The organism is Neobacillus mesonae (assembly GCF_001636315.1).
In the GTDB taxonomy this organism is placed as follows: domain Bacteria; phylum Bacillota; class Bacilli; order Bacillales; family Cytobacillaceae; genus Neobacillus; species Neobacillus mesonae.
The window spans coordinates 2201089-2225641 of the sequence record NZ_KV440949.1; the positions used below are offsets into that span (position 1 = coordinate 2201089).

General features: G+C 38.5%; 21 protein-coding genes. 7 read left to right on the plus strand and 14 right to left on the minus strand.

Features of this window, described 5'->3' with window-relative positions; translation table 11 throughout:
- Positions 1-11: 11 nt before the first annotated feature.
- From A6749_RS10445 to A6749_RS10485, 9 genes are all read right to left on the minus strand, one after another.
- Positions 12-2423, minus strand: a complete 2412-nt coding sequence (locus A6749_RS10445; protein ID WP_066389089.1) for a xanthine dehydrogenase family protein molybdopterin-binding subunit — start codon at positions 2421-2423, stop codon at positions 12-14.
- Positions 2389-3024, minus strand: coding sequence for a nucleotidyltransferase family protein (locus tag A6749_RS10450; RefSeq protein WP_066389092.1), 636 nt, complete (start codon positions 3022-3024; stop codon positions 2389-2391). The genes A6749_RS10445 and A6749_RS10450 overlap by 35 nt, the downstream gene beginning before the upstream one ends.
- The gene (locus tag A6749_RS10455) at positions 3024-4154 is read right to left on the minus strand and encodes an XdhC family protein (protein ID WP_066389097.1); all 1131 of its coding nucleotides are present in this window, start codon (positions 4152-4154) and stop codon (positions 3024-3026) included. Before A6749_RS10455 ends, A6749_RS10450 begins: the two co-directional genes overlap by 1 nt.
- Positions 4155-4276: 122 nt before the next feature.
- Positions 4277-5029: a response regulator transcription factor gene (locus A6749_RS10460; RefSeq protein WP_153043021.1), complete on the minus strand. Its 753-nt coding sequence runs from the start codon at positions 5027-5029 to the stop codon at positions 4277-4279.
- A 74-nt stretch (positions 5030-5103) separates the two neighbouring features.
- A complete protein-coding gene (locus A6749_RS10465) occupies positions 5104-6624 on the minus strand; it encodes a class I adenylate-forming enzyme family protein (protein WP_066389099.1) in 1521 nt (506 codons plus the stop codon).
- Between the two features lie 1110 nt (positions 6625-7734).
- A complete protein-coding gene (locus A6749_RS10470) occupies positions 7735-8850 on the minus strand; it encodes a M20 metallopeptidase family protein (protein ID WP_066389104.1) in 1116 nt (371 codons plus the stop codon).
- Between the two features lies 1 nt (position 8851).
- Entirely contained in the window at positions 8852-10330 is a 1479-nt protein-coding gene (locus tag A6749_RS10475) for a sodium:solute symporter family protein (protein ID WP_066389106.1), read from the minus strand.
- Complete coding sequence (locus A6749_RS10480; RefSeq protein ID WP_066389107.1) at positions 10327-10524, minus strand: DUF3311 domain-containing protein; 198 nt, start codon at positions 10522-10524, stop codon at positions 10327-10329. Before A6749_RS10480 ends, A6749_RS10475 begins: the two co-directional genes overlap by 4 nt.
- A 1-nt stretch (position 10525) precedes the next feature.
- The gene (locus A6749_RS10485) at positions 10526-11701 is read right to left on the minus strand and encodes an aminotransferase A (protein ID WP_066389108.1); all 1176 of its coding nucleotides are present in this window, start codon (positions 11699-11701) and stop codon (positions 10526-10528) included.
- A 299-nt stretch (positions 11702-12000) separates the two neighbouring features.
- Here A6749_RS10485 and A6749_RS10490 point away from each other — a divergent pair, with 299 nt between their 5' ends.
- Positions 12001-13428: a sigma-54 interaction domain-containing protein gene (locus A6749_RS10490; RefSeq protein ID WP_066389109.1), complete on the plus strand. Its 1428-nt coding sequence runs from the start codon at positions 12001-12003 to the stop codon at positions 13426-13428.
- 367 nt (positions 13429-13795) lie between these two features.
- On the opposite strand, the gene A6749_RS10495 is transcribed toward A6749_RS10490, so the two are convergent.
- Positions 13796-14287 carry a hypothetical protein gene (locus A6749_RS10495; RefSeq protein ID WP_066389111.1) on the minus strand — a complete coding sequence of 164 codons (492 nt, stop codon included), beginning with the start codon at positions 14285-14287 and terminating at the stop codon, positions 13796-13798.
- A 121-nt stretch (positions 14288-14408) separates the two neighbouring features.
- Positions 14409-15776 carry a beta-propeller fold lactonase family protein gene (locus A6749_RS29375; protein ID WP_066389113.1) on the minus strand — a complete coding sequence of 456 codons (1368 nt, stop codon included), beginning with the start codon at positions 15774-15776 and terminating at the stop codon, positions 14409-14411.
- A 459-nt stretch (positions 15777-16235) separates the two neighbouring features.
- On the opposite strand from A6749_RS29375, the gene A6749_RS10505 reads away from it, so the two are divergent.
- Positions 16236-17201 (plus strand): GNAT family N-acetyltransferase, encoded by a 966-nt coding sequence (locus A6749_RS10505; protein WP_066389116.1) that lies wholly within the window; start codon positions 16236-16238, stop codon positions 17199-17201.
- A gap of 303 nt (positions 17202-17504) precedes the next feature.
- On the plus strand, positions 17505-17837 hold the full coding sequence (locus A6749_RS29380) for a heterocycloanthracin/sonorensin family bacteriocin (protein WP_084797791.1): 333 nt from the start codon (positions 17505-17507) through the stop codon (positions 17835-17837).
- Between the two features lie 610 nt (positions 17838-18447).
- Here A6749_RS29380 and A6749_RS10515 read toward each other — a convergent pair.
- Positions 18448-19065, minus strand: a complete 618-nt coding sequence (locus tag A6749_RS10515) for a nitroreductase family protein (RefSeq protein WP_066389120.1) — start codon at positions 19063-19065, stop codon at positions 18448-18450.
- Positions 19066-19195: 130 nt separating this feature from the next.
- Between A6749_RS10515 and A6749_RS10520 the strand changes: the two genes are divergently transcribed.
- Positions 19196-19552, plus strand: a complete 357-nt coding sequence (locus A6749_RS10520) for a winged helix-turn-helix transcriptional regulator (RefSeq protein ID WP_084797794.1) — start codon at positions 19196-19198, stop codon at positions 19550-19552.
- Between the two features lie 187 nt (positions 19553-19739).
- Here A6749_RS10520 and A6749_RS10525 read toward each other — a convergent pair whose 3' ends face one another.
- A complete protein-coding gene (locus A6749_RS10525; protein WP_066389126.1) occupies positions 19740-21488 on the minus strand; it encodes an ABC transporter substrate-binding protein in 1749 nt (582 codons plus the stop codon).
- 219 nt (positions 21489-21707) lie between these two features.
- On the opposite strand from A6749_RS10525, the gene A6749_RS27615 reads away from it, so the two are divergent.
- The 3 genes from A6749_RS27615 to A6749_RS10535 all read left to right on the plus strand — a co-directional run bounded on the left by A6749_RS27615 (position 21708) and on the right by A6749_RS10535 (position 23631).
- The gene (locus A6749_RS27615) at positions 21708-21851 is read left to right on the plus strand and encodes a YrzI family small protein (protein WP_084797796.1); all 144 of its coding nucleotides are present in this window, start codon (positions 21708-21710) and stop codon (positions 21849-21851) included.
- 190 nt (positions 21852-22041) lie between these two features.
- Positions 22042-23073, plus strand: coding sequence for a Delta(5) desaturase DesA (locus A6749_RS10530; protein WP_066389132.1), 1032 nt, complete (start codon positions 22042-22044; stop codon positions 23071-23073).
- A 36-nt stretch (positions 23074-23109) separates the two neighbouring features.
- The gene (locus A6749_RS10535; RefSeq protein WP_066389135.1) at positions 23110-23631 is read left to right on the plus strand and encodes a response regulator; all 522 of its coding nucleotides are present in this window, start codon (positions 23110-23112) and stop codon (positions 23629-23631) included.
- 239 nt (positions 23632-23870) lie between these two features.
- Here the strand turns inward: A6749_RS10535 and A6749_RS10540 are convergent, their stop codons facing one another.
- Positions 23871-24488, minus strand: coding sequence for a nitroreductase family protein (locus A6749_RS10540; RefSeq protein ID WP_066389137.1), 618 nt, complete (start codon positions 24486-24488; stop codon positions 23871-23873).
- Positions 24489-24553: the final 65 nt, after the last annotated feature.

The following is a 24553-nucleotide window of genomic DNA, read 5'->3' on the forward strand; positions in this document are numbered from 1 at the left end:
TCCTCCTTCGGTTAAATTTTTACTGTATTTTCATTGTGAATTTTTGACCAAATCCGGTCTGGTGATAATGGAAGCTGGTCAATGGATACATGAAAAGGTCTCAAAGCATCTGTTACGGCATTTGCAATAACGACTGGAGCACTCATGGTATTTCCTTCCCCTAAACCCTTTGCTCCAAGCGGAGTTAATGGAGAAGGTGTTTCAATATGTTTAATGGTCACCTTAGGGATTTCTGTCGCCGTCGGACACAGGTAATCCATGAAACTGCCTGTTAAAAACTGGCCTCTGTCATCATAGGCTAATTCCTCATACATGGCTGCACCCAGTCCATGCGCTAATCCGCCCATAATCTGTCCTTCTACAATATTTGGATTTAATAGCTTACCAGCATCATGAATCGTAGTATAGTCTAGGATTTTGACTTCTCCTGTATCAATATCCACTTCAACTTCAACAGCATCAAAGACAAATCCGTATGTGACGGAACCATTGACGATATCCATTTCGTTTGGTGACTTTGCAGCAGATAAAGTAAAGAATGCGGTCTCGTGAACGCCTGGCTCCATACCGATTGGAAGACCTTCCGTATTCCAATGAGCTAAACCTACTAATCTTTTAATCGATATACTTTGTTCAGGGTCTTTCTTCATGCGTACCTTGCCATTATCCATAACAAGTTCATCGAGGGTTGTGTTTAACTGATTCTTCGCTATTTCAAGTAACTTTAATTTCACCTTTTGGGCTGCTTGATAAACGGCACTTGATCCAATTGGAGCAAACCGAGAGGAATAACTTCCGGATGCTACGGACCATGGGCTTGTCAAAGTGTCTAATTCAGCCACCACCCGGATAGTAATAGGATCGACCCCAAGGGCGTCTGCAACAATTTGGGCAGCAACGGTTTCATGCCCCTGACCTGTTGGGACCGTACTAATCCGTACACTGATGCCGCCCTGCGGATCGATGGAAACCGTGGCACCCTCTGAACAACCGGATTTCGGCAATGATTTCGACCGTTCCTCTGGTGTCAATGCAAGTGTGATATAGCCCATGTTGGAACCGGACGGCTCAACTATACAGGCAAACCCCAACCCTAAATATTTACCATTCTTCCAGGCCTCTTTTTGCCTAACCTTAAATCCTTGATAATCAATAGATTCAAGTGCTAGATTCAAGGCCTTATGATAATCACCGCTATCATAGATTCCACCAGTGGCCGTGTGATACGGGAATTCTTCTTTAGTGATTAAATTTTTCCTTATTACCTCTATCACATCAAGGCCGATCTCATCTGAAATAATTTGCATCATTCGCTCAAGTGGAAAATAATGCTGCGGACCGCCATAGCCCCTGATCAGGCCGGTTGGACTTTTATTGGTAACAACCGCAATAGCCTCGATTTCCACATTTTGAATCCGGTAAGCCCCGGTTGCATTCGAATGGGTTCTATATAAGGAGGCAGGTTCCGGGGCGCGAATATAGCCTCCGACATTGTCTGCATATTTCATTTTTAATCCAATGATGGTTCCATCCTTTTTCACTGCAGCCTCAATCCAACTAACACGATCGGTACCACTTGAACTTGCCATTAGGTTTTCTTGACGGTCTTCAATCCACTTCACCGGAAGGTTTAAAATTCTTGAAACGACCCCCATCAGCACCATATAGGGAAATACACCCGATTTAATCCCATAGCTGCCCCCAATATCTTTAGGTGTAATAATTCGAAGTCTATTACTTGGTACCTTTAGAGCGGCAGTCATAACAGAATGAAGCGTGAAAGGGCCATGAAAGTTGGACCAAATCGTGTAGGCTCCCTCACTTTTCGTATAGTTAGCGATTACCCCGTAATTTTCAACAGGGGTGGCACTAACCTTCGGGAACGAGAATTTTTTACTAATAACGTGATCAGCATTTTTAAAGGCATCATCTACATTTCCATAATTAAAAAAGCGATGATTGACAATGTTGCTCCCCACCTCATCATGGAGAACAGCCGATTCAGGAGAAAGAGCATCCTCAATATTCACAACAGGGTCTAACGCTTCATACTCCACCTTTATTAAAGTGAGGGCATCCTCGGCGATATAACGATCTTTCGCGACAACGACTGCAACCGCTTCTCCTACAAACCGAACCTTATCTACCGCGATAGGGTAGTATTTAACTGGAGCCTTTACACCGACCGGGAATGGTCTTGTCAACGCTGCTACTTCCTCACCCGTTATAACACCTTTGACCCCTGGCAGTTTTGCTGCCTCCTCACTATGAATCTTTTTAATTCTGGCATGTGCATGGGGGCTTCTTAGAATCGCTGCATAATGAATATTAGGCAATGGCGAAAGGTCATCAATAAAAGTTCCTTCACCGGATACCAATCTTGCATCCTCAATACGTTTTATTGGTTTTCCTATATAGCTCAATGTTCTGCCTCCTTTTAAGTAAATTCATATAATCCTCAAATGTATCAATATCTTCTGGTGCCGGTTCTTGAACAACGTGTAAAAGAGCTTTTTCCTTATTTGCATTTATGATAGACTTAGCCCCTTGGTCGCCTTTTAGTGTGACTAACTCTTTAAAAAACAACTTGTCAAATAAAATAGGATGTCTAATCTTTCCCTGATAGGAGGTCAATACCATGGGTTTTTTTGAACAGAGATAGGTTGAAAGAACTTCGTTCATGACTTCAACCTCTATCTCCGGCTGGTCAGCAAGTAGAATCATAGCCGCATCACAGGTTTGCGGAAGACTTCGTATCGCCAGTGCAAGGGAACTGCTTATACCAAGTGTGGAAACATGGTTCCAGACAATCGATACCGGCAAATCGGCAATTTCATTCTCCAATTCGAGAAATTTATGATTTAACACCACGAGTGTGTTAGCAGCTTTACTAACAATTACCTTTTTTACAGAATATCGAAGGATAGTTTCCTCCTCGATTTTCTTAAGTAATTTGTGAGAGTCCCTCATCCTTGTTGAATTTCCTGCTGCCAATACCACATTCCAAATTTCCTTTTTCACCATTAAACCAATACCTTCAATTGACAAATTGGACTTTCAAAGCTGGTAGTATGAATCGAATCTCTTTTCCATTTCAACGACTGGTTACTTGCACCACTTTTGTGACACATGATTTCAGCCGCGATACTTAGTGCTATTTCTTCGGGTGTTTCAGACCCGATATCGAGCCCAATTGGCGTGTGGATTTTCTCTTCCAAATATTCTGGGATGTATACCCCTTCCGCCTGAAGATCCTTTTTTAAATTTTGAAATCTTCTCTTTGGACCTAATAAACCTATATAAGCGGGATCCCGCTGAACTAATCCTTTTAGATAAACCAAATCTTGTTCGTAATGATGAGTCATAATAATCACATAGGAATTTTTATTGATGTTCATCTCCGCTGGAAATTCCCTAGGCGATACTAATTTCAACTCATCAACATTTGAGAATTTGTCCTTGTTTAGATAACCTTGACGATGATCAACCACTGTTACATGCCAATGTAATAATTTCAGTTGATTGGTTAATGACGATGCATCTGGCCCCGCTCCGAATAGGATGATACTTGGTGCCGGTGTAACCGTTTCCAAAAAAAGAGTCACACTCACGGCGTTTCCATCCACATTCACGGATTGATTTTCTAAAATTCCATTCAATTGAGTGGTCTCGTTACGAAAAGGGTGAAAACAATCCAAATCATTAACGTCTAAAATATATCCCGGGGGAATATCCCCATGATGATTTGAATTTATTACCGTACCTATCGTGAATGGTTCGGTACTTGAATAGTGCCGATTGAAAATGTCCATCACCTTCTCGGCTTCGCTTTTCTTATTGATTGGATCTATAAGGGAAAGCCATATCGTTATTTCTCCGTTACACCCTACCCCTAATCCCCAGGGTGCCTGTTCGTCATTTCTTAAATCATACACAATCTGTTTCGGTTCACCTGTTTCAAATACTTCCTTGGAATGTTCAAATAAATCCTGTTCCACACATCCGCCACTTAGAACTCCAATGGTTGTTCCATCTTCGAGAATTAGACTTTTTGCGCCAACTTGGCGATAGGATGAGCCCTTTTTATCAATAATGGTGGCTAGGATTGCTTTATTTTTGTTTTGTATACATCGTTTTAATTCAGTGATTATCAAAGCCCCTCACCCCTCTTCTGCATATTCAAATTATAGAAATACTTTTAATATTCTGGTTTTAATTTTTTCCCATTATAAATTTTAAAATCTTACTAAAAAAGGGGTAAATCTAATGATTAGATTTACCCCGCTTCGAAAAGACTCCTATATTTGGATGGCGTGCAGCCTTCACTTTTTCTAAATGTAGTGGCAAAATACCCTGCCGTTGTAAAACCCATTTGATGGGCAATAACCTCAATTGGCAGCGATGTCATTTTAAGTAATGACTTCGATTGTTCCACCCTATACGAGGTCAAATATTCAATGAAAGTGACCCCCATTTCCTCCTTGAATAACCGGCTGAAATGGGATGGGCTTAAATAGACGGAATCGGCTACCATATTTAACGTGATGGGTTCTTTAAAGTGCTTTTGAATATACTGAATCGATGATTCGATTGGATTTGCAAAATCGGGTTTGACGTGCACTTCATTTCTTCCAATTAATTGATTCGTTTCTTTGGAAAGACTATGCACAATGATTCTTTCAAATATTCGTTTCAGTTCACTTCTTAATACTGGCTTCAACAGAAATGCCGAAAGTCCTAGATTTATGGCTCTTTGTACATTTTCAAATATTTTTAGCTGAGTGAGAATAATGACGGAAATTCCTGGGTCCCACTGTAATGCCTTTTCTCCCAGGTCTAAACCACAATGATCTGGCAATGAAATTTCTACTATTAGAATAGATGGTTTTAACTGTTTAAGCATTAAGAGTCCTTTTTCATACGTCTCTGCTTCATGTACGGAAAAATAATTATATTCACTGGATTGGATAAACTCTCGAAGGGATAAACGGCTTTCATATTCATCATCAACAATTAACAAATTTGGCAAAGCCCAACCTCCCAACATGCTAACTTTTAAAATTTTGCTCATATGATAAGATTTTAAAACTGAACCATCAATCATTAAAAATTAGTGTTTAATTTTTTGCGTAGAATTTTTCCACCCGTCGTTTTTGGAAACGATGACTGAAAGGTGTACTTTCTCGGTCTTTTAAAGTTTGACAGCTTGGGATGCCTTTTACAAAACAGGTCTAATTCATTAGCTGTTAGAGATGAATCACTTGGAACAATGTGGGCAATTACGACCTGTCCCCATCTTTCATCAGGCTCGCCAGTAACCACTACCTCCTTGACCTTCGGATGTTCAAACAAAACAGATTCGACCTCCAGCGGATAAATATTTTCCCCGGCATAGATAATCATTTCGTCCATACGGCCTACCACAAATAGATCACCATCTGCATCTTTATACCCTAGATCACCAGTATAATACCAATTTTGCTTAACACTTCTTTTGGTGGCGTCAGGCTTATTCCAATAGCCACTAAAAGACTCCGGAGAACCTAGATGCACAATAATTTCTCCTATTTCTCCGTCTTGAACCGTATCATCCGGTGATTTAGCCCTATGGACATCAGGTTCTATTATTCTTATATTCTGATGGATACCGGGCTTACCGACAGAACCGGGTTTCTCACTAACATGGTCACAAAAGGTAAATGTATAGATTTCAGTACTGCCATAATGATTAACAAAATGCCTTGGTTGAAAAACATCCTGGCATAGATGAATTAAATTATTGGACATCGGAGCACCTGCGTACACAATTGTATGCAGATAATCAAAATTATATCTTTTGGTTTCGGGCAAAGCAGCTATATCATGAAACATATTAGGGAATAAATAAAGGACACTTATTTTCTCTTGTTCTATTAACTGAACAGCATCATACGGGTCGTAATCTCGTAAAATGACGAAGGTACCATTTAACAACATCATACTAATAAGAGACCTGAGCCCCATGGTATGATAGAGGGACATGACCCCTAGTGTGGTATCATGCCACTGATAGCGGCATTGGAAGATGTGAGCAAATGTTGCAGCATACTCATTTTGATGTGAACGTGGAACACCTTTGGGATTGCCTGAAGTCCCAGATGTATATAGAATAACCGATAGATCATCCTCATTGATTTGATTTGGCTGGAAGACGCCTGCGGGCTGCTTGACCAGCTCCTGGTAATTGATGTCACCTCCATTTCCATCTATATTAATAAACAGAGGCCGCTCAATAAATCTTTTTCTGTTAATTAAATACACGGAGGAGTTATCATATATGACAAACTTCGCCTCTAAATCGCTTAAACAATAATGAACAATCTCTTGAGTTTGTCGAATATTAATCGGTGCAAAAATGGCACCCAGCTTTTGTATCGCCCAGAATAAGACAACCATCTCCAAACGATTTTTCATAAGTACCGCTATCCGGTCTCCCTTATTCACACCCAGCCTATGTAAAGAAGATGCCACAGCATTAACCTCTAAACCCAGCTCCTGATAGGTATATCTTCGATTTCCCTCCACAACCGCCGTTTTGTGGGAATACCTTTCAATGGAATAATTAAACATCTTACAAAGATCCATAAAGCTACCTCCTTAATCGTAAAGAAGCAAAAGAACGGTTCTGGTAATTTCCTATTGATATACCGCCCCAAGGCATTAGCCTCCCTTTGTTACCTTTAAACCTAAATCACTTTGATAATCACTTTTATTATACAGCAATTGGACATCAAGTTGATCCAATTTTCTAAAAGTAGTAAACAGTAAAATTAATATCCTTCTATATAAATAAAATGAAGCAGAAGATTCTTGCCCCTACCTCTTATCTACCTCTATATCAATGAAACAAAAGAACCGTTCCCATGTGGGACACAGGGACAGGTTTCGTGTCCCACTACACGGTGCTTGTCCCTTTTCGATGCTTCATTTCTTGGCCAATGAGCCAACTGATATAATCTGAATCCTCTCAATGAAACCATAATAACAAAGCATCAAATAGAAAAATCGGGTGTCAGGCACCAATTAAATTGTATAATATGCTCAATGAGGTAGACAGATGAAATAATAAAAATCTGTTTACTTTATTGGGGGTTTATTATGGCTAAGAGAAGGGCTTTTTAGTTCAGGAAAAATATGAGCTTATTTTGGCTTTTGATTCTAGAGAGTATTCTGCACGTGATTTTAAGCATCATTATAATGTTGACCCATTTACTATACGAAAGAGGAAATACCTTTATGAAACATATGGGATTGAAGGACTTCAAAAGTCTAGGGGTCACAAACAATACTCTGAAGAACTTATATAGAAGACAAATATAGAAGCCATTCGGCAAAATTCTTAAGTCTCCCCACCAAACAAACGTTTATTTAAAAATGCTAAATTACGCACTACTAAAGGGGATTCTTTGTGTGGCAGCTGCAATTTTTGTCAGTCATACAAACGTTTATTTGATTTTTGTGTAATTCCTTATATATCAACGTTTCTCCCTTTTAATCACAAAGAATCATGACGAATATTGCCGTCCAAATGATTTTTCAATAAATAATATAATAGAATGTGTGAATTAGGAGCTAAGTATTATGAAGCCGCAGCCTAGCAAGATAACATATTCATATGAAGGAGAAATAGGGACTGGTTTTAAGCTGAACAAATTGTTTGATTTCGTTCAGCTTAAAAATCGTCCAATAATCATGTTACAATTTTGCTAACCCCTTGAATAGTTCAACTCCCGACTCAATCAGTTCATCACGGAAGTCATACTCATACGTATGAACAGGTGGATATTCTTTTCCATTTCCAATGAGGCAGTATGCACCTTTTGTTAGCTTTGTAAAGTGGCCAAAGTCTTCAGAACCACGGAAGGGCTCTTTCAGTTCAATTAACTCCATTCCCTTAGATTTTGCAGCCAAACGAATTTTATCTGCACTTTCCTTATGATTGAACGTTTCCGGGAATTCATCATTATATTGGAAGCTTACTTTTAATCCGAATTCTTCCGCCTGGGCTCTCGTAAATTTTTCAAGGTTATCTTGAAGTCGATCCAATTCCTCATCGTAAAGAGCACGTATGGTCATACGAAGATCTCCTTTTGATGCAGCAATACCAAAAGCTTTTTCCCCTACATCGATTTGAACAACTGTGCATAGGATCAGTCCTTTATTTTTTTCCGGAGAGGTGAATTCAGGAATCGCTCCAAGGATATTACCGATTGCGAATGATGGATTGATCCCCAATTCAGGCTGACTGGCATGGGTTGGGGTACCTTCCAGATGAATCGTCATCCCTTTAGATGCACACATCATCGTCTCATCCATAATCCCTACAGTCTTGTAAGGGACACCACTCATATTATGGTAAGCATAAATTTCATCAATATTTTCTTCTTTAATGAAATCCACACATTGAATCGCACCATCTCCTGTTTCTTCAGCAGGTTGGAAAAGGAAAAAGATGTTTTTATCCGCACCCTCTTGATCGATTTCCAGGGCAAACCCTGCTAGTGTTGCAGAGTGGCCATCATGACCACATTTGTGTGCTTTTCCAGGGAATTGAGAAGCCCATGGCAGTTCAATGACTTCATCCATTGGAAGTGCATCGAAATCTGCACGGAACGCAATATTTGACTTACCTGCTCCAGCTCGATAGACGCAATAAAACCAATTTCCTTTATCGACAAGTTTCAGTTTTGTATTCGTTTTCAAAAATTTCATTAAATGTTGTTTTGTCCAAACTTCTTCATTAGAAAGTTCAGGATGTTGATGCAATTCGTGTCGTAGTTTTTTCGCTAATTCATAGTTTTGAACTTTCATATTATATAGCCTCACTTTTTAAACTTTTACTTTCCGCGGTTGACTCTTGAGTTACAAGACTGACAATTACCGTTACGATTGCATTTATGATTAACATATATATACCATTGTTAATGTCTAAAATAAATGAAGGTAAATTCGGGAATAATGTTGCCACAGTTGTGCCTGTCGCTGCTGAGAATAATGCTATTGATAAACCAATGACAATACCACTGATTGCACCTTGTTTCGTAACAAAGTTTTTCTTCATTAAACTAAAAATAAGAGATGGGAAAAGCTGTATGATAAAGTTATAGCTAAGTAATTGCAGCAGCACGAGTGCACCACTTGAATGTAATGATAAGTATAAACTAATAATCGCTGCAACGATTGCGAAAGATCGTGCAATATTCATTTGCTTACGAGCTGAAATGTTTGGTTTCAACGGTATATAAATATTAGAAGTGATCATTGAACCAATTGTAATGAGCATGACTGAACATGGTACTAAAGATGCAAGTAATCCTGCTGCTCCAATTAATCCTACAAACCATGGATCAAATGTTTGAAATACTAATTTAATTAATGCCAAATCACTTTCCGCTCCTGATAGATTCGGAATCGTTAAGATCGCCGCAAATCCGACAAAACATGAAAATAACTGCATTAATGAATATAACGGCATTAAAATAGAATTTTTACGAAGGGCTTTGTCACTTTTTGCAGCAAATGCTGATAAAAATGTATGTGGCCAAATATATACTCCTAACGCCATTAATACGATGGAAGAGATAAACCATACAAGACTTAGACCTGCATCTGGAAAGAATAATACTTGAGGCTTCACTTCAGAAACCTCTTTAATCATTGATCCAATACCATCATGATAATGGAATGGGAAGTACAGACCTAAAAATAACAGCACGCCAAACGTAAGAACATCCTTTATCAAAGCTACTCGGGAAGAACCATGGAGTCCCGAAATTAATGTATAGATTACAACGATCATACTTCCAATCCAAATGGCTGTTGTAGAAGATATTGCCCCGTAAGAAGCAACAGACACAATCAGACCTAACCCTTTTAGTGCCATTACAATCATTGGCATAATTGCCACTACACCTACAATTGTAATAAGTTTTCCTAAAAACGGACTAGTATATTTCTTCTCAAAAAAGTCACCTTGCGAGATTAAATGATGCTCTTTACCGTAACGTCTGATTTTTGGTAATAGAAAATAACCAAGAACGCAGCCAATCGAAATATACGTCATGATATAAAGCGTTGCAATTCCACTATTATAGGCCAGTCCCACTAATCCAGTTAAGGAGAAGGCGGTAAAAAACTCCCCAGCTAATAAGAAGAAAGTAATGATAGCACCCATGCCTCGCCCGCCTAATGCCCATTCTTCCATATTCCCATTTTTACCTCTACCTGCTTTGATCGCCCAATACATACAGACAATCACAAAGGCAATCATAATCGTTATAGAAATATTCATTCTACACCTTCCTCATCATGTTGATCGAACTTATACATAACCAAAACAGTTATGGAGCTTATAACGACACACAAAACAATCCAAAACATTGAAAAAGGCAGCCCTAATACATAGGGTTCAATCCGATTCGTTAAAGGTACACCAATTAGAAAACCCACAACCGGAATAAACGCTAGAAAATGTAATGGTTTCAAATTAACTTACCTCCTCTACTTTTAATAAAGTTTCGACAAACGGTTTCATACGCTTCATGCCCGCTTCCAGATTCTCCATGGAACAGGCATACGAAATACGGATGTACCCCTCGCCATATTCAGAGAACCCATAACCCGGAATAACAGCAACCTTCGCTTCATCAACTAGTTTGTTTATGAATTGGTTTGAGCTTAATCCCGTTTTCTCAATTGAAACGAATAAGTAGAATGCACCATCTGGTTTAATGGCTTCTAAGTCCATATCGGTAATTTGTTTATAAACATAATTGCGGCGAAGTTCATATTGTTGACGCATTTCTTCTACTTCCGGCAAATCATTCTTTAATGCTTCAATAGCAGCATATTGACTGACTGAACTTGCACATACACAGTTAAAAGCATGTACTTTAAACATTTCTTCAGTGACGAACGCTGGTGCCAATGTGTAGCCAATTCTCCACCCTGTCATGGCATGGGACTTTGATAAACCATTGATGACGATGCATTGCTCTTTCATTTCTGGGTATGAAGCGATTGAAATATGTTTCACTCCATATGTTAGTTCACTGTAGATTTCATCTGAAATAATAAAAATATCTTTGCCTCTTAACAGGTCTGCAATTTCTTCCAACTCTTGAGTGTTTAAAATAGTACCTGTAGGGTTTGATGGATATGGTAAAACAACACATTTTGTTTTTTCAGTTAAATTTTCTTCAATTAATTTTGCAGAGATTTTACAATTATTTTTACGAGTATCCACAAACACTGGTGTTGCGTAGCACATACGAATAAGCGGTTCATAACCCGGATAAATAGGTGCTGGTAAAATAACTTCATCACCCGGCTCTAAGATCGAACGGAAAGCAATATCCAGCGCTTCGCTTGCGCCCATAGTAATTAAAATTTCATCCTCTGGCCGATAATTTAGTTGGTACCGTCTTTTTACAAAGTCTGCAGTAGCTTGTCTTAGTTCAAGCACACCTGCGTTATGTGTATAACCAGTTTGGTGTGCTTCAATTGCACGTTTCCCTGCTTCTAAAATGGAATACGGTGTTACAAAATCTGGTTGTCCAATTGTAAAGTTAATAATAGACGGATCATTTGCCACTTTGTTTCCGATTTCACGGATGGCAGAAATTTTAAAGTTTTTTACGGTTTTGTTAAGTAAATGATCCAAGTCGCTCTCCCCCTTGTATCCTTATATTTTTGTACACTTTATAATTAGCAAGATTCATGCCAACCTCAAAACGCAGACAAATCAGCACCTTTAAAAAATTTCACATTGATTTATAATTCTATTTCAACTTATTGATTCTAATTAGATTCAATTTATGTCGAAAAATGTACAATTACGCCTTATACTATGCTATAGTTTCTGATATAGAGCTCAAAAGTGAGTCGTTTCCGAATTGGAAATACTGAAAGTTTATAACTTTCCATCACATTGAAAAATTACTAATAAATGGGGGAAACACTTTGACAACAAAGGTTTTTCAGAAATTTGATGAGGAATTATTTTTAAAGATATTAAATACATTAAAGGATCCTATTTGGATTCTTGATAACAAAGGGAATGTATTGTTTGTAAATCAAGCAGTTTATGAAAATTTTTCTTCGATACAAATCGATGAATTGATTGGTCAAAATGTGATGGAAATGGAAAAACGGGGTTTATTTTCACCTTCTACGGCAAGGCTTGTGATCGAACAAAAACAGTTTATAAGTACCACCCAGATCACTCAAAATAATATTCCTACCCTTGTTTCCAGTGACTATATTCCTGACGAGAACGGGGATATCCAATATATCGTTACCCATGCAAGAGAATTAACCAAAGCTTTCAATCAATCAAGTGAATTAGAAAAGATCGAGTTGATTTTACAACGGTATAAGCAGCAAATTCGCCAACTAATCTTGCAAAAAAACCAGCAAAATGAAGAATTCTATGTTGGAAAAAGCAAAGCTACCCAGCATATTTCTGCATGGTCTCAAAAGGTTGCTGATATCGAAACAACCATTCTGTTAACGGGAGAAACAGGTGTTGGGAAAACTGCCTTTGCCTATCAAATTCATCAGTTGAGCAGCCGTAATAATAAACCATTTATTCATTTAGACTGCGGTGCCATTCCGGAATCTTTGATTGAATCTGAACTATTTGGGTACAAAAAAGGGGCATTTACAGGAGCCAATGCGAGTGGAAAACTCGGTTTAATTGCCGCGGCTGACCAGGGAACTTTGTTTCTGGACGAAATCGGGGAATTCCCTTTTCATCTACAATCAAAGCTTCTGCAATTTTTACAAAACAAGACATATCGGATGATTGGGGATAACCAAGTTCAACAAGCGGATGTGCGAATTATTGCAGCCACCAATGTAAATTTACTGGAACGCATCAAAGAAGGAACCTTTCGTAAGGACTTATATTATCGTTTAAATATCCTTCCTATGGAAATTCCACCTTTACGCGAAAGAAAAGAAGATATTATTCCACTTTTGAATTTTTATTTAAGTAAATTTAACAAAAAATATGGCCGTCAACATACTTTATCCAAAATCTTAATGGATACCTTATACCATTACAGCTGGGAAGGAAATGTTCGGGAACTTGAAAATTTAATGGAGAGATTAGTGATTACTTCTGATCGGCCAAAAATTGATATAGAAGATTTACCAAGTGATTTCCCCCTTCAGCAGTCCCGGCAAATACTGCTTCAAAACGTAGAAGAAATAAGTTTACCCATCTATTTAGAAGAGATTGAAAAAAACATTATAATGAAAACCTATAACGAAACGAATAGCACTTGGAAAACAGCCAAAAAACTGGGTGTCTCCCAATCCTATATCACTCGTCGGTTAAAAAAATTCAATTTGAAAATAAGCGGGAAGAAATTGGTTGAGAATTAGTTTACGGGGAACACAACACTGAAATCATTTTGAAGGTTGAAACGGGAGATCCTTTCAGCCGCCGCCAAAGCTACGAACTGAGCCAAACGGGCGGGGGAGGCTCCACTTTTAAGCGCATCCAACAACATCTTCAATGGCGAAAAAGACCCGGTGGAAGTCGTAGGACCGTTATTGGACATAATAAAGTAAAAAGCCAACTCTCCCAAAGAAATAATGGAACAATAATCTTAAATGTGTTTCAGGAATTCACAAAATATAAAAATCCTTCCATTGCATTTCTTAATGGAAGGATACTATAAAAATACTTAATTAATCCAGTAATCCATCTTAACTTGATGGCATGGGGACTGCCCCCGAAATTCCAAATCTATGATCCTATCTTTTCTTTAAATGCCTCCATTTTTTCCTTTGTTTCATTCATTAATTTCTCTATCGCTGTGGTGTCAGGCTTGTCTTTTTGGGCTTCACTAATGAGAGGATATAAACTTTCTTCAATATTTTCGTAGTCTTCTGGATAATTTTTCTCTACATTCTTTTCTATGGCATCCCAGCTTTCTTCTAGGTCTTTGCCGGTTGTTTGGATGACCTCTGAGTTTTCCGCATTAGTTTCCAAGTTAGTCTTTAACTTTTCTAACACCGTAATCACTTTTTCACTGCCGCTTGAAAGCTCATTTGACACGTCTTCGTTAGAGTCTGCTGTTTCTTCATCACTCTGACTCTCTGGCTTTTCACCTTCTGTTTGGGTTTCAGTTGTTCCCGATTGATCTTTGGCAGTTTTCTCATTGTCTGCATTAGAGCTGCAGCCAGCTGCCATTAATACAAGCAAAATAACAGCTAAAATAGAATAGATTTTTTTCATGGTATCCCTCCTCGCTATGTTATACCCTTAGAATCCTTCATTAAACCGGGCAAAAGACCATGGGAAAATTGTTATAAGATATGGAAATTCTCTTATACTTTCTTCCAAATCAACCAATGACCTATTCCCTTTCCTGCAGGAAGTGCTTATTGACAACAAACCACACATCCTTTACACCCTGTCCTTTTATATCACCTGGCTGCTGATCATTCACAAAATAGTAGAGCGGGTACCCTTTATAGGTTGTCTGCTTCTGTCCATCTTGTCTTATAATGGTTTTAAAATCATTTTTATGGAAACCAGCAGGAGCTTTTATAGAATCAGCATAAAACGGCGGCCATATTTTTAAACAATCACCTGAGCAATTGCTCACCCCTGGTGTATCCTTTTTAAAATAATACAATGTCATACCATTCTGATCCGCCAAGTATTTTCCAGCCTCTTCTGAATGTAACACCTGCAATTTATTGGGACTACCATCGTGAATAGTATCTATAATCGTTTGACTCTTCACATCAACAAGAGAAATGGATAAATCACGATTAAGGACATAAGCACGGGCAGAATCAGAGCTGAAAACAATGGCTTGCCGCGGTTCCAAGAAGCCTTTGATTGTTCCAATTACCTGGTTATCAGAAGCAGTGATAACATTCAACGTGTTATCCGCCTTGTTGCTAGCAAAAAGCCACTTGCCATCTGGAGAAAGGGCTGCACCGTAGGGCTCCTGGCCAACAGCTATCTCATCTATATTTTCTCCTTTAGTGAGATCTACTACAGAAATACTGTTACGTCCGCTGTTTGCCGCATATAACTTGCTTCCGTCAGCACTAACGGATATAGCGCGGATTTTCGAAAAGCCGGTAATTTCGCGGACAATGTCATTAGTAGGAGCATCAATAACAGACACCTTATCCCCTTCAAAATTTGTTACAAATACGCTTTTCCCGTCTTTTGAGACAGTAATTCCTTGACGCGGCTGCGCAAATCCTGTGATAACTTCAACTGGCTTCCGTTTTTCAAGATTCACAACCGTGACGGTACTATGCGCTTGATTATTTACATACATGGTGCGCTGATCAGGGCTAACTGCTGTTCCAAATGCACCTGGTCCAACTACTATTTCCTCTTCAAGCTTTAATGTTTTTGTATTAAAAAACAGCAAAGTACCGAGTGTACTGTCTGAGACAACAAACTGTGTTCCGTTGTCAATGAATACAATATTTCGTGGTGTAACAAAGCCGTTGATTGTTTTGCGCATTTTACCTTTAACTAAATCATAGACAAGAAGCGATGACTCTCTGCTATCCGAAACAATTGCAGTTTTTTCATCCGGACTTATGGCCAGAGCATTATTCGTAATGTAGCTGTCAAAGCCAGTCTCCGCTTCATTCCCCTTTTTCTCATTACCAGCAGCAAAAACTGCTGCAGGTAGAATGATAAGAAGCAGAAAAGCTACAAAAAAAACACTTCTAAATCTTCTTTTATTCATCTGTCTACACCTCACATTTATATGTTTTTATTTTTCACTTTAGTAAACGGAGTATTTCGACAAATGGTTTGATAGATTTATAAAATTTTTAACATATAAAAATCTTATTTCTATAATAGGTTCATGGACCTTAGGAAGGAGCCTATTTAACCTAACCGACATAAAATTTTACTATTTTCACATTACCCTCTCCTACTACGCTTGATAATGAAACTAAAAATATCGCGTCCATAATCCAAGAAAGAAAGTAAAAAATTCATATCAAAAACACACGAAATTGCAAAAATCGGCTCCAAAATAGTATTTTTGAGGGCTATTTTGTTCTTTTCACATCAAAAACGGCTTCAAAATAGAATTATGGTCATTCGCTAAACTCATCCAAACTCGGTATTTTAAAGGTGCCTACCTGAACCGCATATCAAACCAAATGAACCTACCGAGGGAAAGGACCTGAGTTTTATGAACAACTTAAAATCCGGCTCCATTGAAAATTTCAAAGAATACTCCCAGTTCACTAGTCTTGCAGAATTTAACCGACATATGGAAATGTGGCTGTCGGGCCACAAAGATACATTTACTAAAGGGGAAATCATCGGCTTTAAGCAGCTGGTTCGATTCTCCGCCAAGTTCCCTGGCGTCTGTAATGCCAAAATTGGCACCATGGTAGCTGCCATCCACAAAGAATACAACGGCAATGGCATTTCCCGCTCTACCTTTAAACGGATGATCCATAAAGCAAAAGAGTTAGGCATCTTCACCGTCTATGAAACTGAAAAACAAAACGGCTGGCAGTCCAGCAACGTGTATGTGCTCAATCGTTTTCCAAATGAACCACCAAAGCAAATGAGCCAGCAAAAAGAAACTAGTAATCCTTTAAAAACTGAAAAAAATCAAAAGATTAATAAACGTAAAGAAGAACCGTCAGCAGCTGAAATCGAATTAGATCACACTTATGTCAGCAACCGGGTTCCTAAACCATTTGTTGAGCTAGTTAGAGTGATCTTCTCGGAAGCCAATACCATCGAAGAGTATTGGCATATGACCAAGATTGCTGCCCATCGCGAAGATTGCGCCAATGAACCAAAGCAAATGTTGGCCATCGCCATTGATTCCTTTAAGCAGCTGATTCGAAAAATGAAATCCACAAATCATGTAAAAAATCCAATTGCCTATTTCTTTGGCATCCTAAGCAAAAAGTTTAACCAGCTTCATGACGAGGAACCTTGGAAAGAAAATTTGGTGCCTGACACCAACTGTGATAAGGAACTGTTGGACGACAATGGGCTATACAACTACGACACTGATCCATTCTTAAATCGCTTGGAAAGAGACGGTTGTCTAGAGAGAAAGAAGGAATCCTCCCTTCAGACATTTAAAGACATAATGGAAGGTTCCTATCAGACCGTTCTGTCACCAAATCTATAGAATACAGTCCAATACCAGCACGCATCAAAAAGGGAGACCTCAACACGGAACGGGACAAGAGAACCGACCCCTTGGACCACACGGAATGGGACAGGAGAACCGACCCCTTGGACCACACGGAATGGGACAGAAGAACTGACCCACTTGTGAAATAGGCTTTTTATTTAGTAACAGGGACCTAAGAGAAATCATAATTTGTTAAGGAGCGTACACAGATTATCGGATGTTTTGACGCAAAACTGACAATTTACTGTTCAATTCTCTATTCAGGTTTTACCTAATTAAAAGAAAGGGGAGGTAAAAATGCAGAATTTCCAAAATGATCTTAAAGGGTTGGGAATTGATCCTTTTCAAGTTGGTGAGTTAGCTCCAATCTATTCACAGAGCCAGGATCCGCGTCATTTTGGCGGAATGCGTTGCGGTGGCGGAATGCGTTGTGGAGGCGGAATGCGTTGCGGAGGCGGAATGCGTTGCGGGGGCTTTCGCTGTGGGGGTTTTCGTTGTGGGGGTTTTCGTTGTTTTGGCTGTTTTGGATGTGGTGGATGTGGTGGTTGTGGAGGATGTGGTGGTTGCTATAGTGGATACTATGATGGCTACTATAACGGCTACAACTGTGCCAGCGTTGTTGTTATTTAAACATTTCAGGAAAAACTTTATGAAAAGGAAGTGTCCCTGCAAATCCGCAGGGCGCTTTTTTACAGTTTATCGTATTGGACAAAAAATCGTACCTAAACTGATTATCTGAACGAATTTAGATAAAAGAGATTGTGAAAAAAGTACTTAAACTTAAGGGTGCGTTAGTAAAACAACCTTATATATGACTAAAGCCAAGGTATGCATTATTTTATTCACTCAAATACATATTTTGGGCTTCTTACTATCCTGTTGAGCTATCATTGGTAAATATATTGGCGATGTATGGTGAATCCTCTGGCGTATATTGGTAAAAAAGATGGCAAGGGTGGTAAAATCCTGTGGCCGTAATCATTTAGTTCTAACATACGGGAACAATTCTAAAAAGGCTGCCCAAATGCCATTAAAAAATTGAAATTTAATAGGCTTATTTAACTATGCTCTTAAACAGAAAAATAGTTAACGGCAGTCAAAAAGAACTTTTGACTGCCGTTAACTTGATGGCTATGGTGGCAGGCACCTAAAACTATGCTGCATTTTCTACATACAAAAATTCTATCAATCTTATGCAAAATTCGGGTGGTGACTGGAACTCAAATGACAGGTACCCGAATTAAATGAACTTTACTTTATCCTTTATGGCGAGGCGTGTTGTCTGATAAGCTGGTGCGTTTTCTTTACCTAGCGTAATCAGGACAATTGGGAAATAGCGGTCAGGTACATTGAAGCGCTCTGAGAACTTAGCCTTATCAAAGCCGCCCATTGGCCCTGTAGCATAGCCCCGATCCTTAGCGATCAGCATTAATTGCATTGCGGCTAGGCCGGCATCAAACGTTGCTAAGTTCTTGCGTGCTTCTTCAGGTGCATATGGATAGGTGCTTTTTGCATTGCCGACGAGTATTTCCTTGCTTGAGGCATCAATATACCCTGCCTCCGACATGCTGTCATAGACCGAATCGATATTTTTATAAAACTCTTTATCCCCTAATACCGCGATGACGGCTGAAGCGGTTTCAATCTGCTCCTGATTGTATGCAATCGCCCGCAAGTCCTTCCTCTCTTCGGGATTCAGAAAAACAATGAATTCCCACGGCTGCAAATTACTTGTAGAAGGTGCTAATGCTGCTTCCTTCAGCATTTCCAAAATCTCCTCTTCCTTGATTTTAAAATTCGGATCGTATTTCCTAACCGAACGCCGTTCTTTAATTAAGGTAGTAATCGTTTCAGACATTTTGAATTCCTCCTGTTATTTGAACTAATTTTTAGTAAGTCCAATTAAAGCTTACTTTTAGTAAGTGCAATCTGTCAAGTAGTTTACAATATGGTATGATTAAGAAAAGTAGAAAAAGAGGTTTGAGCGAATGAACAGGAATGCAAATGAGCAAAAGCCAATCAATGAATCACCCTGCCAAACGTACCGGCTAGCGATTGAATTTATCGGAAAACGCTGGACGGGGATCATTATTTATCAACTATTAGAAGGACCGAAGCGCTACCATGAACTCCTTCATACCATTGATGGGATTTCGGACAGGCTGCTATCGGAGCGATTAAAAGATTTGGAATTAGAAGGTTTGCTAAGGAAGCGTGTCATAGAAGAAGCCCCGAAAAAAGTGGAGTACGAACTGACTCCTCCCGGCTATGAATTCATAGAAGTCATTAAGGCGATTATGAACTGGGCGGAGAAAAAAGAAGAGTATTTGAAAGGCGGAAAATGATATATTCAGTTGCAACTCTATCCAACCAAAAAATACCCATAATAAATCCTATCAGTCTTCGACAAAAATGAGGCGGTGACCAGGCACCATTATTTTAATTAATATAATAGTGGAACCTAAGAAAATAATTTCAAAGGTTCCAGATCTATTTAATAGGTTACTTGGGCGGTGACACCAGGCACCTGTATTAAGTATTCGGCTTTAGCCATAACTTGTTATAATTGATTCCATCTCCTTGTAATGAAACATCCATTGAAGAAAAAAATAAAAAACGTCGGCGCCCTCTTGTAAGGAAAATGACAGCAGCTTCGTCAAGGAGAAGCCGCTCAATCCTTTTGAATTGAACATATCTTCTGCTTATCGAAAATTCCCGATAAATTAGATTTAAAATCCTGTTGATTCTTTCTGAAACATCTTTATTTAACAGGTGTTTTATAATGGAATTATTTGAATTTAAGATTGTAATTAAGTCGATTTCCAGATTATCAGGTGCCAGTTCCTTTAGAAGAAAGATGTCTCCGATCAGAATAATCTCTTCATTCCATAATTCTCTATATTTAATAATTTTCACTTCTAAGTATATTCCCAATTGATGAAGCTGCTTCTTTATTAGGTTTGCTCCATTTTCATATTGTTTACCTTCTAAGGTAACAAGAGTAATCTTTTCCCCGCAATAGCCGGCACGTTCCATATATTTTTTTGCCAAGGCAGGATTAAAGGAATTTTTATAACGATCATTACTCAAAAAATAATCCGTTGCAACACTTCCTTCACTAAGTTCTGCTAAGCTAACTTTGTTTATCCCACTTTGAATGGCCCTTCGAAAGTCTTTACTTTGACAAATCCCTGGTTTTCTAAGATTAAAAGATAAAAATGCTGCACCTTTTTCAAGTTCTTTTAACTCTGTGAATTGAATAGGTGAAAGATTAGTTGAAATAGTTGTATCATAATAAACAATTTCAGGAATACACCAAAATTCGATTCTATCTAATAAAGGTCTTTCTTTAAAATAAATAGAGTGAGCTTCTAATGTTAATCCCTTTCCATTATTTTCAGTAACTTTAAATGGACCACTCCCAACTGGTTTAGTAAAAAATTTCTTACCTGACTCATCTATTATGTTATGCGGGATAATAGATGTTTCGAACGATCCTAAAAAATGTAAGAACAAGTGATTTGGTTCAAAAAGCTTGATTATGACAATATAAGGATGTGGAACAGAAATATCTTTAATATTGGTAAAAATATTTTTTAATAGACTCGGTTTTGTATCATATTTAATTCTCTCATAAGAATACTTAACATCATATCCGTCAAGCTCTTTTCCATTATGGAAGAAAACGCTTTTTCTCAAAAATAATGATAATTTGGTTCCCGTTGAATCGAATTCAAAGTGGTGTGCTATATGGGGATCAACCTTATGATCTTTTGTATTAAATCTGACTACTGTATCAAAAATATGGTTTATTAGTTGAATCTCTTCAGCGGATTGTTCATTGAGTGGATCCAATTCCAAAAAGCTTGCTGGAAATGGTAACCTTAATAAATCGATTGTTTTATGATTTTGAGTATTTTCATGGAAGCCAAAAAAGTCTTTAATCAAAGTAAAAAACTTCTCTCGAGTAAGGGGTGAAAAATAATTTAATTGATTAAAGCACCAAGTAAAATCCCCATTAGCGATTTTATCTTCAGCTAATTGGAAAAAGATTGATTCGGGGGACTTTAGAAAAATCAACTTCGAGGATTTGCCTCGTCCCGGTGATGGCGTCCAATCAATCCATCCAAGCTCTTTTAACTCTTTAATAATATATTTAGCGTTCCTGTTTGAACAGAAAAGGATGTTTGCAATTTCTGAAATGGTTATTTCCCATGTCAGTTCACTACTGTCTGTATACAAATGGTTATAGAGTCTAAAATAATGTTCGGCTATATGCATAGAATATCTCCATCATTAATCCCTTTTTATTCCCAATAATTTAATTCTATCCTACATTAACCCGCAACAGATAAAAAAGAGGAAAAAAAAAGAAAGTAATTTCACTTTTTAGAAATTGATTTCACTCTTATAATAATGGTAACGGAAATTATTTCCAATAACTACAAGGACATTGTACCGAGTGAAAAAAGAGGATATTTTTTAAGGAGGACCACGGAAATGACAATAAATATTCTATTCCTTACGATAACCATTAAAAAACGTAAGATAAGTGTTGAAGAGGCTATCCAACAAGACATGGTTGAAAAGCTCTATAAGGAACATAAAGATCGGCAATTTTCTATGAACCGTTTTAGATTATAACAAACAAGTAATGTATGCAGCCCCTAGCGCCTCAAAGTCATTGCTTCCCAAATAATTACGTAACATGAGTGCGGGTCTGACCCCGATATATGACATTTGTCATGTCCCATACATGACAACTACTCCTTACAAAGACAATTCTCTTCCTCTATACTTGGAATTACAACAAAAGAAGAAGGGAATTCAAATCATGACCTTACAAAATACAAAAGATTTAAAAAAACAAGTAGCGCCCTTTGAAAAAGCAACAACAAAGGAAAGTGTATGGCAAATCATCAATACGGTAGGGCCCTTTATTATTCTTTGGTACCTTGGGTATGTAAGCCTTTCCGTTTCTTATTGGTTAGCATTAGTACCGATTATATTAGCGGCAGGTTTTTTAGTAAGGATTTTCATTATCTTTCACGATTGCACCCATCATTCCTTTTTCAAAAGCCGTCGCCTCAATCGAATAATTGGAACATTTACAGGTGTTTTAACGTTATTTCCATTTGACCAATGGGGGCACGATCATGCTGTTCACCATGCGACAAGCGGGAACCTGGATAAGCGGGGAACAGGCGATATTTGGACCCTTACAGTGGATGAATATTTAGCGGCACCGCTGAGACTTCGTTTAGCATACCGTTTTTACCGTAATCCTTTCGTGATGTTTGTATTAGGACCGATTTACGTGTTTCTTTTAAAAAATAGATTTAACAGAAAAGGCGCTCGACAAAAGGAGCGTAATAACACCTATTTAACGAATATTCTAATCCTTGTTCTAGCGGCATTGCTCTCTTGGGCAATCGGCTGGCAGTCTTTCCTATTTGTTCAAGGTACCATATTCATGATTTCAGGTGCAGCAGGTATTTGGTTGTTTTACGTCCAGCACACATTTGAAGATTCTTATTTTGAAGAAGATAAGGATTGGGAATATGTGAAAGCGGCAGTTGAAGGAAGTTCCTTCTATAAGCTTCCGAAAATCTTACAATGGGTCACAGGAAATATTGGCTTTCACCATGTGCACCACTTAAGTCCAAGGGTACCAAACTATAAACTCGAAGAAGCACACAATAATACACTTCCTTTAAAAAATGTACCGACCATTACGCTTGCAACAAGCTTGAAATCACTCCGTTTCCGTTTATGGGATGAGAAGAACAAGAATTTTGTCACCTTCAAAGATGTGAAACATTTAATGAAGAACAGTGTTCCTGCCCAAGTGAAGACCGAGCTATAACTTCACGGCAGCTGTCAGATAAGGAGAGAACATCAAATGATTCGAATTGTCATTGCCGAGGATCAGGAATTACTGTTAGGGACAATTGGCAGCTTGCTCAATTTGGAAGAGGATATGGAAGTGGTCGGGCTGGCAAAGAACGGAGAAGAAGCACTTTCCCTAGTACACCGATTAAAACCGGATGTATGTATCATGGATATCGAGATGCCAGAAATGAATGGACTTGAGGCAGCTGCGGAGTTAGTATCGACTGGATGCAAAGTAATCATTTTAACGACCTTTGCTCGGACAGGTTATTTTAGAAGGGCATTACAAGCGAATGTAAAAGGATATTTATTAAAGGACAACCCGAGTGAAGAGTTAACCCGTTCGATTCGCTGTATTATGAAAGGAAAGCGGATCTATGCCTCCGAACTAATGGATGATGAAGAGGAATTGGTCAATTCTCTTGCTGATGATCAAATAATAAATACCCATAATCAGCAAAGAAAAACAATTGGTACGGTCAAAAATTACTTTTCAACCATCTTGGATAAAATGAAGCTTCCAACTGGGTAATAATTTACAATCGAATTGTTGGTGCCAGCCCCCTAGTGGGGAGGGTACACTGGATTTGGGACAGACTCCTCTTAAAGGTGGTCTGTCCTTTCTTCATTTCAGGGGGACACGGTATCAAAAGCCCATTGAACATATGAAGTTGATTAACTCAAGATTTGAAGGAGATAAAGGAATGTCTACCACTTCCTATTAATCTAACAAGCATCAATCTTCGACAAAATTTGGGCGGTGACAGGCACTTAAATGAACTTTACTTTATCCTCTATGGCGAGGCGTGTTGTCTGATAAGCTGGTGCGTTTTCTTTACCTAGCGTAATCAGGACAATTGGGAAATAGCGGTCAGGTACATTGAAGCGCTCAGAGAACTTAGCCTTATCAAAGCCGCCCATTGGCCCTGTAGCATAGCCCCGATCCTTAGCGATCAACATTAATTGCATTGCGGCTAGGCCGGCGTCAAACGTTGCTAAGTTCTTGCGTACTTCTTCAGGTGCATATGGATAAGTTCTTTTTGCATTGCCGACGAGTATTTCCTTGCTTGAGGCATCAATATACCCTGCCTCCGACATGCTGTCATAGACCGAATCGATATTTTTATAAAATTCTTTATCCCCTAATACCGCGATGACGGCTGAAGCGGTTTCAATCTGCTCCTGATTGTATGCAATCGCCCGCAAGTCCTTCCTTTCTTCGGGATTTAGGAAAACAATGAATTCCCACGGCTGCAAATTACTTGTAGAAGGTGCTAATGTTGCTTCCTTCAGCATTTCCAAAATCTCCTCTTCCTTGATTTTAAAATTCGGATCGTATTTCCTAACCGAACGCCGTTCTTTAATTAAGGTAGTAATCATTTCAGACATTTTGAATTCCTCCTGTTATTTGAACTAATTTTTAGTAAGTGCAATTCAAGCTTACTTTTAGTAAG

Excerpts from the sequence above, each read along its gene's own strand:
- A6749_RS27615 (WP_084797796.1), top strand. The coding sequence starts at position 21,708 with ATGACAATAAATATTCTATTCCTTACGATAACCATTAAAAAACGTAAG.
- A6749_RS10525 (WP_066389126.1), bottom strand. The coding sequence starts at position 21,488 with ATGCATATAGCCGAACATTATTTTAGACTCTATAACCATTTGTATACA.
- A6749_RS29375 (WP_066389113.1), bottom strand. The coding sequence starts at position 15,776 with ATGAATAAAAGAAGATTTAGAAGTGTTTTTTTTGTAGCTTTTCTGCTT.
- A6749_RS10465 (WP_066389099.1), bottom strand. The coding sequence starts at position 6,624 with ATGGATCTTTGTAAGATGTTTAATTATTCCATTGAAAGGTATTCCCAC.
- A6749_RS10530 (WP_066389132.1), top strand. The coding sequence starts at position 22,042 with ATGACCTTACAAAATACAAAAGATTTAAAAAAACAAGTAGCGCCCTTT.
- A6749_RS10535 (WP_066389135.1), top strand. The coding sequence starts at position 23,110 with ATGATTCGAATTGTCATTGCCGAGGATCAGGAATTACTGTTAGGGACA.
- A6749_RS10515 (WP_066389120.1), bottom strand. The coding sequence starts at position 19,065 with ATGTCTGAAACGATTACTACCTTAATTAAAGAACGGCGTTCGGTTAGG.
- A6749_RS10520 (WP_084797794.1), top strand. The coding sequence starts at position 19,196 with ATGAACAGGAATGCAAATGAGCAAAAGCCAATCAATGAATCACCCTGC.
- A6749_RS10470 (WP_066389104.1), bottom strand. The coding sequence starts at position 8,850 with ATGAAAGTTCAAAACTATGAATTAGCGAAAAAACTACGACACGAATTG.
- A6749_RS10540 (WP_066389137.1), bottom strand. The coding sequence starts at position 24,488 with ATGTCTGAAATGATTACTACCTTAATTAAAGAACGGCGTTCGGTTAGG.
- A6749_RS29380 (WP_084797791.1), top strand. The coding sequence starts at position 17,505 with ATGCAGAATTTCCAAAATGATCTTAAAGGGTTGGGAATTGATCCTTTT.
- A6749_RS10475 (WP_066389106.1), bottom strand. The coding sequence starts at position 10,330 with ATGAATATTTCTATAACGATTATGATTGCCTTTGTGATTGTCTGTATG.
- A6749_RS10505 (WP_066389116.1), top strand. The coding sequence starts at position 16,236 with ATGAACAACTTAAAATCCGGCTCCATTGAAAATTTCAAAGAATACTCC.
- A6749_RS10450 (WP_066389092.1), bottom strand. The coding sequence starts at position 3,024 with ATGGTGAAAAAGGAAATTTGGAATGTGGTATTGGCAGCAGGAAATTCA.
- A6749_RS10495 (WP_066389111.1), bottom strand. The coding sequence starts at position 14,287 with ATGAAAAAAATCTATTCTATTTTAGCTGTTATTTTGCTTGTATTAATG.